This is a genomic window from Brevibacterium litoralis (genome assembly GCF_040212315.1).
Lineage (GTDB): Bacteria > Actinomycetota > Actinomycetes > Actinomycetales > Brevibacteriaceae > Brevibacterium > Brevibacterium litoralis.
The window spans coordinates 1-13,253 of the sequence record NZ_JBDIUY010000028.1 but is presented as its reverse complement, the minus strand read 5'-3'; the positions used below and the strand labels follow the sequence as shown (position 1 = coordinate 13,253).

The 13,253-nt window shown below is 70.9% G+C and carries 11 protein-coding genes and 1 pseudogene; 8 read left to right on the top strand and 4 right to left on the bottom strand.

Features of this window, described 5'->3' with window-relative positions; translation table 11 throughout:
- Positions 1-42: 42 nt before the first annotated feature.
- Both AAD496_RS10200 and AAD496_RS10195 read left to right on the top strand, forming a co-directional pair.
- Complete coding sequence (locus AAD496_RS10200) at positions 43-537, top strand: DUF2975 domain-containing protein (RefSeq protein WP_349828599.1); 495 nt, start codon at positions 43-45, stop codon at positions 535-537.
- On the top strand, positions 537-740 hold the full coding sequence (locus AAD496_RS10195) for a helix-turn-helix domain-containing protein (protein ID WP_349828598.1): 204 nt from the start codon (positions 537-539) through the stop codon (positions 738-740). The genes AAD496_RS10200 and AAD496_RS10195 overlap by 1 nt, the downstream gene beginning before the upstream one ends.
- A 67-nt stretch (positions 741-807) precedes the next feature.
- On the opposite strand, the gene AAD496_RS10190 is transcribed toward AAD496_RS10195, so the two are convergent.
- The 4 genes from AAD496_RS10190 to AAD496_RS10175 all read right to left on the bottom strand — a co-directional run bounded on the left by AAD496_RS10190 (position 808) and on the right by AAD496_RS10175 (position 5,897).
- Positions 808-3,465 (bottom strand): ABC transporter permease, encoded by a 2,658-nt coding sequence (locus AAD496_RS10190; RefSeq protein ID WP_349828597.1) that lies wholly within the window; start codon positions 3,463-3,465, stop codon positions 808-810.
- Positions 3,465-4,265: an ABC transporter ATP-binding protein gene (locus tag AAD496_RS10185; RefSeq protein WP_349828596.1), complete on the bottom strand. Its 801-nt coding sequence runs from the start codon at positions 4,263-4,265 to the stop codon at positions 3,465-3,467. The genes AAD496_RS10190 and AAD496_RS10185 overlap by 1 nt, the downstream gene beginning before the upstream one ends.
- Before the next feature lie 248 nt (positions 4,266-4,513).
- On the bottom strand, positions 4,514-5,371 hold the full coding sequence (locus AAD496_RS10180) for an NAD(P)-binding domain-containing protein (RefSeq protein ID WP_349828595.1): 858 nt from the start codon (positions 5,369-5,371) through the stop codon (positions 4,514-4,516).
- Positions 5,372-5,438: 67 nt separating this feature from the next.
- The gene (locus AAD496_RS10175) at positions 5,439-5,897 is read right to left on the bottom strand and encodes an NUDIX hydrolase (RefSeq protein ID WP_349828594.1); all 459 of its coding nucleotides are present in this window, start codon (positions 5,895-5,897) and stop codon (positions 5,439-5,441) included.
- A 107-nt stretch (positions 5,898-6,004) separates the two neighbouring features.
- On the opposite strand from AAD496_RS10175, the gene AAD496_RS10170 reads away from it, so the two are divergent.
- The 6 genes and pseudogenes from AAD496_RS10170 to AAD496_RS10145 all read left to right on the top strand — a co-directional run bounded on the left by AAD496_RS10170 (position 6,005) and on the right by AAD496_RS10145 (position 12,869).
- Complete coding sequence (locus AAD496_RS10170) at positions 6,005-7,633, top strand: glycoside hydrolase family 15 (protein ID WP_349828593.1); 1,629 nt, start codon at positions 6,005-6,007, stop codon at positions 7,631-7,633.
- 39 nt (positions 7,634-7,672) lie between these two features.
- Entirely contained in the window at positions 7,673-8,575 is a 903-nt protein-coding gene (locus AAD496_RS10165) for a sulfurtransferase (protein ID WP_349828592.1), read from the top strand.
- Entirely contained in the window at positions 8,572-9,045 is a 474-nt protein-coding gene (locus AAD496_RS10160) for a SufE family protein (RefSeq protein ID WP_349828591.1), read from the top strand. Before AAD496_RS10165 ends, AAD496_RS10160 begins: the two co-directional genes overlap by 4 nt.
- A 256-nt stretch (positions 9,046-9,301) precedes the next feature.
- A complete protein-coding gene (locus tag AAD496_RS10155; RefSeq protein WP_349828590.1) occupies positions 9,302-10,153 on the top strand; it encodes a PTS sugar transporter subunit IIA in 852 nt (283 codons plus the stop codon).
- A 70-nt stretch (positions 10,154-10,223) separates the two neighbouring features.
- Positions 10,224-11,860: pseudogene (gene ulaA / locus AAD496_RS10150) on the top strand (PTS ascorbate transporter subunit IIC).
- A gap of 814 nt (positions 11,861-12,674) precedes the next feature.
- Complete coding sequence (locus AAD496_RS10145; protein WP_349828589.1) at positions 12,675-12,869, top strand: hypothetical protein; 195 nt, start codon at positions 12,675-12,677, stop codon at positions 12,867-12,869.
- Positions 12,870-13,253 lie beyond the last annotated feature (384 nt).

Here is a 13,253-nt window from a genome sequence, read left to right as displayed (position 1 = left end):
GGCCTATTGACTTTCGATAGATGACCTCTCGATAATCGATGCATGCTTCCTGACTTCCCGCGCCCGTCTTTGCCCCTCGTCCTCGCCACGTACGTGTTCCTCGGGGTGCTGTTCCTCGTCGGTCTCGGCGTGATCGTTCTTCTGCCCGGGTTCTCCGCGAGTCTCGCCGAGACCCTCCCCGAGTACGCGGACCTGCGGGATCCGCTGCTCGGCATCTCGACGGCCCTCACTCTTCTGGGGCTCCTGGTGCTCGCGATGGTCGGCCTACTCGTGCGCCGGATCCACCGCCGTACGATCCTCGCCCGCGCGTCGCTCCTGTGGGTCGACGTCCTCGTGGCCTCCTTCGTCTGCGCCGTCGTCCTCGTCCTCGCGGGTTCCGTCACGATCGTCCGGGGCCAGGCCGGTAGCCCGTTCCTGTTGCTCCTCCAGGTCCTGGCGTTCGTCGTCCTCGTCGCTCTCGCCTGCGTCACGCTCGTGCTGCGTTCGCTCCTGCGTGGCGCCATCGCGATGCGCACCGAGTTGGACGAGGTGGTCTGATGCCCATCCGCATCACGATCGACGAGCTGTTGAGGAGCCGGGGGATGAGCGTCGGCGAGTTCGCCGAGGCCGTCGGCATCACCCCGGCGAACGTCGCCGTGCTCAAGAACGGGCGGGCGAAGGCCGTCCGTTTCTCCACCCTCGACGCCGTGTGTCGGGTCCTCGACTGCCAACCCGGCGACATCCTCCACCACGAGGACTGACGCCGCGCGGTTCGGATGCCGCGCGGTTCGGATGCCGCCCGCGTCCCGGCACCCGGCCCGGAAGCTCTCACTCCACCGTCGCGAGTCCTTCGACCGGGCTGAGCCGCGTCGCCCGGCGGGCCGGGAGCACGGAGGACAGGAGGCCGGAGACGATCGCGACCGCGAGGATCGCGCCGTACCCCCACCACGGGACGCCGGGCACCAGGTGTTCGGTGAGCCCCGTGGTGACGAGCCGGGCACCGATGGCTCCGAGCACGGAACCGACGGCCATGCCGATGAGGGCGGCGACGAGGGAGATGAGGACCGCCTCGGCGGCGAGCATCGCCCGCAGTTGCCGGTTCTCCAGACCCAGGGCGCGCAACAGGGCGTTCTCCCGGGTCCGTTCGATCACGGACAGACTCATGGTGTTCGACACCCCGATGAGCGCGATGACGACCGCGATCGCCAGGAGCCCGACGGCCACGAGCAACAGGATGTCGATGACCTGCGCATAGGCCGCCCGCTCCATGGCGGAGCCGACCACCTGGGAGGGCGCGAGGTCGAGCACCTCGGCGACGGCGAACCGCAGGTCGGACAATTCCCCGGCCCCGACACCCGGATCGAGACGTAGGACGAGCACCTCGGTGACGGCGTGCGGCACGGTGTCCTGCAGGACCTCGGGGGTCGTGAGGAGCACGTCGGAGGAGTTCCCCTCGTGCGTGACCCCGACACTCGGGGCATCGGTCCCCTCCGTGCCGCCGGAACTCGCCGTGTCCCCGGTTCCGACAGTGTTCCCGGGTCCGAGGCGCACCTCGGACGCGCTCACGAGGTCCGCGGGGATCGCGACGGTGCCGTCCGTCGGGACGGCGGGTGCCTGGGGGAGGAGGAGCGCCTCGGCGTCGTCCGGGGAGATCCCGAGGACCGTGGTGGTCATGGCGTTCTCGGTGACGGGCGTGGCCTCGGTCCGCAGAGCGGTCCCGGCGGCGCGGACACCGTCGACCGCCTCGACCTCGGCGAGGGTGGCGGCGTCGAGGTCGAGGCCGTCCTCGTTCCCGCTGCCCGCGGGCGCCTGGACGAGCAGGTCGACCGGGTACCGCTCGGCCAGCGCCGTCGCGGAGGTCGCCTTGACCGTCTGCCCGCCCATGAGGATCGTCGTCACGAGACCGACGCCGACCACGAGCGCCGTCGCGGTCGCCGCCGTCCGGCGGCGGTTCCGGACCGCATTGAGGCTCGCGAGGTGCCCTGCGATCCCCGTGGGCCGCAGGGTGAGGCGTCCCAGCCCACCGACGAGGCCGGGCACCACGAGGACCGCGGCCATGACGATGCCCACGAACACGAGGCAGCCGCCGAGCATGCCGACGAGGATCATCACGGGTGAGGACGCGACGAGGAGAAGTGCTGCGACGAGGAGGGCGACGCCGAGACCGAGGACCACGAGCCCGGCGATCCCGCGGACCCTGCCACCGCGGGAGGCCAGGGTGACCTCCTCGGTCGGGCGCAGGGCTTCGAGCGGTGCGACACGCGTGGCCGAACGGGCCGGCCCGAGGGAGGCGATCAGGGTGAGGACGAGGCCGGCGGCGAGACCGGAGAGGACGGCCGCCGGGGTCGGGGTGACAGCGCCGATCGCGACGCCCAGGTCGAGGAGGGACCCCGCGGCGGCGACGAGACCTGCCAGCAGTCCCCAGGCGCCGAGGACACCGAGTGCACCTCCGAGGAGACCGATGACCAGACCCTCGACGAGCACGGACCGGAACACCTGGGGTCCGGAGGCCCCGATGCAGCGCAGCAGCGCGAGCTCGCGGCGACGCTGGGCGATGACGACGGCGAACGTGTTCGCCACGACGAGCGCGGCGACGACGACCGACACGAGAGCGAAGCCCATGAGGAGCCAGGTGAGCACGGCGTTGCCGCCGGACAACTGCGCGACCTTCCGTTCGACGGCCGCGTCGTGGTCGAGGACGATGAGATCCTCCCCGGTGTGCACCGTGTCGTCCGCGGCGTCCGGCACCTCGAGATCGGCGATCACCGTGGCGAGCTCCGCCTGGAGGGACGCCGCGTCCGCACCTTCGTCGAGGGCGATCCGGACGGAGTCCGCCGAGGCATTCGGACCGAAGGTGTCGCTGAACAGGTCGCGGTCGATCCAGCCGGAGTCGATCCCGGCGGTCGCCGGGTCGCCACTCGTGGCGATCGTTCCGACGAGTTCGAGGTCGAGGGTGGTGCGGTCCGGTGCGCCCCCTGCCTCGGCGGCCGCGGCGTACTGCTCCTCGGTGACCGGGACGTACACCGTGAGGGTGTCGCCGAGGGCCAGATCGAAGCGTTCGGCGGTGTCGACGCCGAGAGCGATCTCGTCGGCGTCCCGGGGCAGCGCCCCGTCGAGGACTTCTGCGGAGTCGAAGACGGACTCAGGGTCGACGGGCGTGAGCATGATCCCGACGTCGGTGGCCCGGCCGGACGCTCCCTGGGCCCAGGCCTCCAGGGTGGGAGAGGCCTCGGCGACGCCGTCGACCCCGGAGGCGGCTTCGGCAGAACCCGTGAAGACCTCCGTCGGGGGCCAGCCCTCCTCGGCGAGGACCACGAGGTCGGAACCGGCGTAGTCGGCGCCGACGGAGCCTGCGAGGGTGTCGCGCATGGCGGCGTTGACGAGGAGGGTCGCGGAGACGAAACCGGCGGCGAGTGCGACGGCGAGGGCGATGGCCGTGTAGCGGGCCCAGTGCGTCCGGACCTGGTTGAGGGCGAGACGCAGCATCAGGCGGTGGCCCCCGTGTGCGGGTCGGCGGGGGTGGCGGGCGCGGGTGACGATGCCGGTGAGGGCGCCTCGGCGAGGTCGGAGAGCGCGGTGACGACGGAGTCGCGGGTGGGTTCGGTGATCTCCCCGGCCAGTCGGCCGTCACGCAGGAGGACGACGCGATCGGCGTAGGTCGCGGCGACGGGGTCGTGGGTGACCATGATGATCGTCTGTCCGAATTCCTGGGTGGACTCGCGGAGGAGGCCGAGCACCTCGGCGCCGACGCGGGAGTCGAGATTGCCGGTCGGTTCGTCGCCGAAGACGACGTCGGGGCGGGTGAGGAGGGCGCGGGCGACGGCCACGCGCTGCTGCTGGCCGCCCGAGAGCTCGTGCGGGCGGTGACCCAGCCGGTCGTCGAGACCCAGTCGGGCCGTGACCATCTTCTTCCAGCGGACGTCGACGGTGCCTCCGGCCAGCGTGACCGGCAGTTCGAGGTTCTGCTCGGCGGTGAGGGTCGGGACGAGGTTGAAGGACTGGAAGACGAAACCGATCCGGTCCCGCCGCAGCCGGGTGAGCTGCCGGTCGTTCATGTCCGTGATGACCTGGCCGTTCACGGTGATCGTGCCGGAGTCGACCCGGTCGAGGCCCGCGAGCGCGTGCATGAGCGTCGACTTGCCGGAGCCCGAGGGCCCCATGATCGCGGTGAAACGCCCCGCGTGGAAGTCGACGGAGACCCGGTCGAGGGCCGCGACGTGCGCGTCGCCCTTCCCGTAGGTCTTGGACAGGTCGCGGGCGGACACGATGACGTCGCCGGGTTGCATCAGGCTCCTCGCGGTGGGTTCGGGGCGAACCGGTCGGGGTGGTCCATCAGTGGTGATGGACGACGAACGGGTCCGACCCTATGACCCGACCACACACCCCGACCCGGGGGCTGTCCGGAGGTCCTACGGCGGACAACCACCCGGGTCGTGGTGGCATCGGGTCTTCAGCGGCGGCGAAACTTCAGAAGTGGCGGGGTGCCGGGGTTCGGGCGGCGTCGGGCACAGCCGGGGTTCGGGCGGCATTCAGCTCAGTGGTGCTCGACGATGCGGTCCCAGAGGGCGTCGAAGGCGGCGTCGATGTGGGCGACGGTGTCCGCGTCGAAGGCAGAGGTGCGGAACGCCTCGTTGAGGCCGCCGGGGGTCTCGTGATCGGTGACGAGTTGGTCGAAACTGCGCGATTCGTCCCGCAGGGCGGGGGACAGCGCGGCGAAGGAGGAGCGGACGAACGCCTCGGCGGCGGATCGCTCGACCCCGTGGGACACCGCGCGGTCGACGAGGGTCCGCAGGTACTGCAGGTAACCGGTGAAGGTGGCCGTGAGGACGGAGAAGGGCAGGAGTGCACGCTGGTCAGCCACCGCGACGCCGCGGCCCAGCGCGTCGAAGAGCGCCTGCGTGACGGGGTCCGGTGGGGCGAAGACCGTGGTGCCCTCCCGACGGTCGACGGGCGGCAGGGGGATGCAGCGGGTGACCTGGACGAGCTTGCCCGAGGCCTGGGGGCCCGCGGCGTTGATCCGCTCGATCGAGAGTTCGGCGACGGCGCTCACGAGGGTCTGGCCGTCGTGGAAGTCGACCTCGGCGAGTAGTTCCTCGGCCTGGTCGGTGCGCACCGCGAGCACGACGACGTCCGAGGACCGGACGACCGCCTGGTTGTCGGTGGCGACGGTGAGATCGGGGTACTGCGCGGTCAGCGCCGACACGTTGTCGGCGCCGCGCGGCGAGAGGACGATCCGATCGTGCGGGTGGCCGGAGTCGGCGAGCCCGGTGACCATGGCCCGGCCGATCTCGCCGACACCCAGGAACCCGACCGTGCGGCCGGACAGGGGTGAGGACTGCGCCGTGTCAGGGGACTGCGCGGTGTCTGCGGAGGAAGGTGTGTCCTGTGTCATATCGGCACGCTACTGGAGGACCCGGACCGGGAACAGGCCCGGACCACCCTGGTTCGACCCGGGAGGGTCACTCCGGTGGCAGGACCCCTTCCGCTTCGAGTGCCTTGAGGATCAGCGGATTCGTCCGATCGGAGAGCAGCTCGTGGAGGTCCACCCAGTCCGCGTGGTCCGTGGAGCCCTCGACCTCGAGCGTGCCGAGGGTCCCGCCGGTCACGTGCGCCGAGTACACGATCCGCACCGACCGGAAGGGGCGACCCCCGGGCCTGCGCCCGTCCGACTCCGTGCTGAAGACGTCCGTCGTGATGACGGGGCCGAGCGTCGCGTGCAGGCCGGTCTCCTCGTGGATCTCCCGCACGCACCCGTCCTCCAGTGACTCCCCGAACTCGATCCCGCCGCCGGGCAACGTCCACCCGGGTGAGCCTCCGCCGCTGCCGTTGTACCAGGCCAGGAGGATCTCGGACCGGTCGTCGGACAGGACGAGCGCGTACGCCGCGACCCGGGTGTCGTAGTCGGTGAAGTCGAGCATGTTCCCATCCTGGCAGAGCCTGGGCCTGCACCGCGGGGCCCTCGGCCCGCATCCGGGAGCCCACGCCTGCATCGGGGCGTCTGTGCCTGCACTAGAATGCTGCGCCAATGGAACCCGCCCGTCGCCCCCGGCCCGCTGCAGGACAGCCGTCCTCCGGCCCGCATGCGCGTGCCCGCGCAGCAGGACCCGCTCCCGAGGCGCCCCGCACTCCCGGAGGACACGGCACTCCCGGCGACGTCCCCACGCGCAGGGACGTGCTGGCGACCGCGGGCGCCCTCGGCGTACTCACGTGGCTGCTGCCGCCGGTGCCCGACGACCCCGACCCTGCTCCCGTACCGGTCCCGGTCGCGGGTCCCGACGGGGAGGTCGACCCCGCCTTCGCCCACCACCCCCTCTATTCGACGGCCGTCGGGATCGACGGGACCGGGAAGCGGCATCTGCTCCCGGCGGATCCACCTCCGGCCTGGGTGTCGGGCACGCGGGTGTTCGGCGACGACCCGGCCGCCCGGGACCGGGCCGGCGGGCAGGTCTCCTGGCTGGAGGCCGGGCACGTGCCGGGCACCGGGGCGGGGCAGGCGGCCGCCGGCGAGTTCGCGGACATGGTGCGCACCGCCCTGCTCGACATCCACACCCTCACGACCGACGACGGGGGAGTGGTCGCCGGGTGGTCGGTGAAGTGGCGCTACCACTGGCCCCGGGACGCGGCCTTCGCCGCAGTGGCGCTCGCCCGTACCGGGCACGTCGAGGACGCCGTCCGGGTCCTCGAACGGTTCCAGGATCTCCTGCCGCCCGGCGGGCGGTTCCAGGCACGCTACGTCCCGGGCACTGCGACGACCCCCGACGACCGCGGGGTCCAGATCGACGGCACCGGCTGGTTGATGTGGGCCACGGCCCGGGTGCTCGTCGTGGTCCCGGAAGGGGGCGGCTCATCGCTCGACGGGCGGGCCGGCACACCGCTCGACGGGTGGGCCGGAACGGCACCCGGTGTGCTCTCGCGCGCCGAGGTCCTCGACCGCCTCGGCGTCCTCGTCGAGGGGCTCACCTCCGCGCTCGTGCGCCTGGTCGACGGCGGGGCCTCGCTGCCTCCGGTCTCCTCGGATTACTGGGAGGTCCGGGAGATGCGGCGCACCCTCGGGACGGCGGCCCCGGTGCTCGCCGGACTGTACGCCGCCGCGGGCGTGGCGCGGATGGCGGGCAGGACCGCGGACGCGGCCGACCTGCACCGGGTGGCGCTCGCGGCCGAGTCGCGGGTCCACGAGCACTTCGGGTCGGCCGGATACACCCGTTACCGGTGGTTCTCCGAGAGGGACGCCGCGGTCGCGTTCCTCCTCCCGCCCTTCCAGCCGACCGAGGTCGACACCTCCGTCGCGCCCGGAAATGCCACCGCCCGGCGCGAGGTGGCGGAGGCATTCGACCTCGCCGCCGCCGAGATGGCCCGTCCGGCCGGGGGACTGGCCCCGGGCGCCGGGTGGAAGAAGGACGGGATCAGTTGGACACCGCAGACGGCCCTGTTCGCCTGGACGCGCGCGGCGAACGGCGACACCGCCGGAGCCCGTGACCTCCTGCGCTGGTTGCGCGATCACCGCACGCCCGACGGTGCGCTCCCGGAGAAGGTGCTGGCCGACGGGTCCCCGGCCGCCGTCGCACCACTGGCCTGGACGGCCTCCCTCGTCGTCCTCGCCGTCGCCGAACTGGAGTCCCACGAGGCGGACGCGGTGGTGGACGGAGACTTCTGACGGGTCACCGGTCACGCCGCACTGCGTTAGGGTTTTTCCATGAGCATCGCGCCCGAATCGAACGAGAAGTTCAACGCCTACGCCGCCGGCTCGCGGCTGGTGACGACCCAGTGGGTCGCCGACCACCTGGACACCCCCGGGGTCGTCGTCGTCGAGAGCGACGAGGACGTCCTCCTCTACGAGTCCGGCCACGTGCCCGGCGCCGTGAAGATCGACTGGCACACCGAGCTGAACGACCCCGTCACCCGCGACTACGTCGACGGTGAGGGCTTCGCGGCGCTCATGAGCCGCAAGGGTATCCGTCGCGAGGACACCGTCGTCATCTACGGCGACAAGTCCAACTGGTGGGCCGCCTACGCCCTGTGGGTCTTCACCCTGTTCGGTCACGAGGACGTCCGCCTCATGGACGGGGGCCGTGCGCTGTGGCAGGCCGAGGGTCGGGAACTCACGCGCGAGACCCCGCAGCCGGAGTCCACCGAGTACCCCGTCGTCGAGCGTGTCGACGCGGGCATCCGTGCCTTCCTGCCCGACGTCCTCGACCACCTGGGCAGGGGTCCCCTCATCGACGTCCGCAGTCCCGCCGAGTACACCGGCGAGCGCACTCACATGCCCGACTACCCGGAGGAGGGTGCGCTGCGCGGCGGCCACATCCCCTCGGCGGAGTCGGTCCCGTGGGCCCGCGCGGCCAACGAGGACGGCACATTCAAGCCCGTCGAGGAACTGCGTGCCATCTACGAGGGCGAGAAGGGCCTGCAGGCGGGCGACGACATCATCGCCTACTGCCGGATCGGTGAGCGTTCCAGTCACACGTGGTTCGTCCTCACCCACCTGCTCGGCCACGAGAACGTGCGCAACTACGACGGCTCCTGGACCGAATGGGGCAACGCCGTGCGCGTGCCGATCGCCCGCGGCGAGGAGCCGGGGGAGGCGCCCCGGAAGTGAGCGAGACGACCACCCCGCTGCCGGCAGGCCTCCAGGAGATCGCCGACGATTTCGCGGACATGCCGCAGTCCGAGCGTCTCCAGTTGCTGCTGGAGTTCAGTGACGAACTGCCGGACCTTCCGCCGCGCTACGCCGAGCACCCCGACCTGCTGGAGCCGGTCCCGGAGTGCCAGTCGCCCATCTTCCTCGTCACCGAGGTCGCCGACGACGAGTCCCGTACCGTGAGCCTGTTCTTCTCCGCTCCCGCCGAGGCGCCCACCACCCGGGGCTTCGCCGGCATCCTCGCCGAGGGGCTGGACGGTCGTCCCGCCGCCGAGGTGCTCGCCGTCCCCGCCGACTTCCCGTTGCGTCTGTCGCTCACGGAGTCGGTGAGCCCGCTGCGTCTCAACGGGATGAGCGGCATGCTCGCGCGCATCCAACGTCAGGTCCGCGAGAAGACCGCCTGTACGGCGGACCGAACAACTGCCTGAACGACTGTCTGAATGACCGGTCCCGGTGGGAAACCACCGTTCCCACCGGATCGAAGGCCCTGGTGACATCCTCCACTCGCGAGGCCGTCACCAGGGCCTTCTCGCGCCTCGGGACGGAGATGAACGCCACCTGGGTGGTCTATCGATGATTCGTGTCTGTGAACCAGTGTGATGTCGTCATGACGCGCTCCCCGCTGTGCACACGGCTGGCGGGTGGGCACCGTCCACGCACAGTCCGAAAGGTCGTTCGCACACCATGTCCGTGCTGAGTGAACTCCTGGGACCGGAATCCGTCGCGCTCGACGTCCCGGCCGCCGGATGGGCCGCGGCGATCACCGCCGCCGGTTCCCTCCTCGTCTCCGGCGGCATCGCTGGGGAGTCCTACACGCAGAAGATGATCGACAACGTGACCGAGAACGGTCCGTACATCGTCATCGCCCCGGGTTTCGCCTTCGCCCACGCCCGCCCCGACGAGTCCGTCACCCGGACGGGCATGTCGCTCGTCCGACTCGCCGCTCCTGTCGAGTTCGGGCACGCGAAGAACGACCCGGTCACCCTCGCCCTCGCGGCGGTCGACGACACCGCACACCGCAAGGCGCTGGCGGCCCTGGCCAAGGTGCTCGCCGACAAGGAGAAGAAGGCCGCACTCGACGCCGCGGCCACTCCTGAAGACCTCCTCGCGGTCTTCGAGCCCGCGGTCCCGGCTCCGCAGGACACCGCACCGGCGGCTTCGCCGGGCACTGCACCGGCGGACCCCGGAACGGGAGAGTCTGGCGGGCAGGGCGCCTCGGCGGCGGGGTACTCCGGGCCGGTCGTCGCGAGCAAGAACTTCGTCTACACGGTGTGCGGCAACGGGCTGGGCACCAGCCTGTTCCTCAAGAACACCCTCGAGCAGGTCTTCGAGCGCTGGGGCTGGGGAAAGTACGTGACGGTCGAGGCGACCGACACGATCTCGGCCCGCGGCAAGGCCGGCGACGCGGACTTCGTCCTCACCTCCGGGGAGATCGCGAAGACCCTGGGCGACGTGGGTGTCCCCGTCGAGGTCATCGAGGACTTCACCTCGCAGGCCGAGATCGACGCGGCCCTGCGCCGGCTCTACGCACTCTGACGCTCCACGCACTCCCACACAGAACCTTCCGGGACCCGCGGGTCCCATCATCAGACAGGACTGATCCGTCATGAATTGGTTGGTCGCCACGGCGAACTTCCTCGTCAACGAGATCCTCAGCGTCCCGGCCTTCCTGGTCGGCATGATCTGTGCCGTCGGTCTCATCGCTCTCCGCAAGTCCTCGGGGCAGGTGATCGGCGGTGCGCTCAAGGCCGTCCTCGGCTTCCTGCTCGTGAGCGCCGGTGCCGGGCTCGTCACCGCCTCCCTCGCGCCGCTGGGCACGATGATCGAGGGTCGCTCGGTACCCAGGGCGTCGTGCCCACGAACGAGGCGATCGTTGCGATCGCCCAGGACGCCTTCGGTGCGACGGCCGCGTACATCATGATCCTCGGGTTCGTCGTCGCGCTCGTGCTCGCTCGGTTCACGCCGCTGCGTTATGTGTTCCTCACCGGACACCACATCCTCTTCATGGCCACCCTCATCACGATCGTGCTCGCGACGGCGAACGTGGCCGGTCCGCTCGTCGTCGTGGTCGGTGCACTGCTGCTCGGTGTGCTCATGGTGTCCCTGCCGGCCCTCGGACACGCGTGGACCCGCAAGATCACCGGCGACGACTCGATCGCCATCGGCCACTTCGGCACGGCCGGATACGTGGCGGCGGGCTCCGTCGGACGTCTGGTCGGCAAGGGCTCGCGCTCGACCGAGGAACTCAAGCTGCCCGAGGGTCTGCGCTTCCTCCGCGACTCCATGGTCGCGACCGCCCTGTCGATGGTGCTCATGTACCTCGTCCTCGCGGTCACCCTGCTGATCCGTGTCGGTCAGGAGCAGGCCTTCGCGGCCTTCGAAACACCTGCGGCGAACGTCGGCAACTACCTCATGATGTCGGTGACGCAGGGCCTGCAGTTCGGTGTCGCGGTCGCGGTCATCCTCTTCGGTGTCCGCACCATCCTCGGTGAGCTAGTCCCGGCCTTCCAGGGCATCGCCTCGAAGGTCGTGCCCGGTGCGATCCCGGCGCTCGACGCCCCGATCGTCTTCCCCTACGCGCAGAACGCCGTGCTCATCGGCTTCATCTCCAGTTTCGTCGGCGGTGTCCTCGGTATGGCCGTGCTCGTCGTGTTCGGTGGCCCGGCCTGGGGCCTGGCCGTCATCCTGCCCGGCCTCGTGCCCCACTTCTTCACCGGCGGCGCCGCGGGTGTCTACGGCAACGCGACCGGTGGCCGCCGAGGTGCCGTGGCCGGTGGCTTCGTCAACGGCCTCATCGTCACCTTCCTGCCGGCCTTCCTCCTCAAGGTCCTCGGCGAGGAACTCGGCGCCGCCGGCACCACCTTCGGCGACGCGGACTTCGGCTGGTTCGGCATCCTCATCGGCTACGGCGCGCGCATGGGTGCCGTCCTCGGTCTCATCGTCGTCGTCCTCATCGGGCTCGCCCTCCTGCTCCTGGCGATCCTCGTCCAGAGGAAGGTCGTCGACACCGGCTGGGACCCGAGTCCCTCCCGTGGCCCCGGTGGCACCCTGATCACAGCGGGAGTCGGTGGTGGTGTCGGTGGTGCCGGTGCGGCGGCCGGTGCGGGTGTCGGTGGCTCCACCGGTGTGGCCGGGGTCGGCGCTGCCGAGGTGCCCGCCGCCGTGGCGGCCGCCCAACGGTCCTACCCGCGGGTCGCACCTCCTGCCGGAGCACCGGTACCGCCACCTCCGCCGGAGGACTGAGGTCAGTAGCCGGCTGACCTCGGCCCGCGGTCCAGGGGTGGGCACGGTGGACCTGGACCCGCGATCGGTGGGCCGGGACCGGTGGACTTGGTGGAGGGCGTGAAGAACCCGGTCCGAGAAATCGCCTGCTTCTCGACATAGTGTGTAACCGGTAACACGCCAGACCGCGACCGAATATCATGCCAGAAGGCTGATATGACGACCTCACACAACTCGGACAAGAAGACCCGCCTCCTGGCGCGCCGCGCACGGGACGTTCTCCGTGGAGGAGAGGACCTTCTGCGAGGAGGACAGGGCACCTCGGACGCGGGTGACGGCGGCGACGCCGGGGTTGGCGGTCCTGTCGAGGACAGCCGGGACCACCCAGAGTGTAGACGTGTTCCCGCCGGAGCATCCCGGTGAGGTCCGGCATGCGTTTGAGATGCTCAGCCCCGACTTCCTGGGCCTGGACACGGACAACGACGAGAACCCCGGGCAGGGCACGGTTCCCGAGAGCGACACAGACGCTGACCCCACCAGCAGTACGGACCCCACTACCGACACTGACCTCGCCACTGGCACCGCAACTGAGTCGGACCCCGAGTCGGACGCCGATACTGTCGTGTCGCCGGGTGGTGGGACGGGTGCCGGGGTTGAGGGGACGAGTGTGTCCCTCGACGGGGCGAGCGGGTCCGCCCGCGGTCCCGGCGGGGCGAACGAGGCGACGGGTGCGTCCACGGTCGGGTCGGGTTCTGCCACTGGCCGGGGTGGTGACGTGGTCGGTGGCACGAGGGGGCCGGCCGACGGGACGAGTGGGTCCGTAGGCGGGGCGAGTGTGTCCACGGACGGCACCGTCAACCAGGCCCGCACCGCCGATGATGCCGGCACCAGCTCCGGCACCACTTCCAGTGCCGGCGCCGACGCCGATGCCGAGTTCGGGGTCCGAGGGTTGCCGCACTGGTCGTGGGGTCCGCCGCCGGACGACGCGGGCCGCTCCCAGTACTGGGACGACGAATCCCCGCCCTTCTGAGTTCCTCCCGCGTCCGGCCTCTTCCCGCGTCCGACCAATTCTCGCGTTCGACCTCTTTCTGACTCTGAACTCCTCCCGAGTCCGACCGCCTCCTGACTCCGACTTCCTCGTGTCTTTGGGTCCCGTCCGAGTGCTGCCCGGCAGCGCGCTCGTGGGCAGATTCCGGATCTCCTGTGGACTCGATCCCGCCCCGCTGCCAGACCACGGCCCCTGCGACAGCTCTCAGGACGGCACCGCTGCCCACCCGCCGCCGACTCACCGCTCACCCCGTTACCTTTTTCGTGGCCCGTTGATCAGCGATGATCAGGGGTAGGAGCCAGCCGGCTCCGGCATGATGTCTGCCCCCAGTCATTCATGATCCGGGGGGTGTTGTCACCGGAGCCG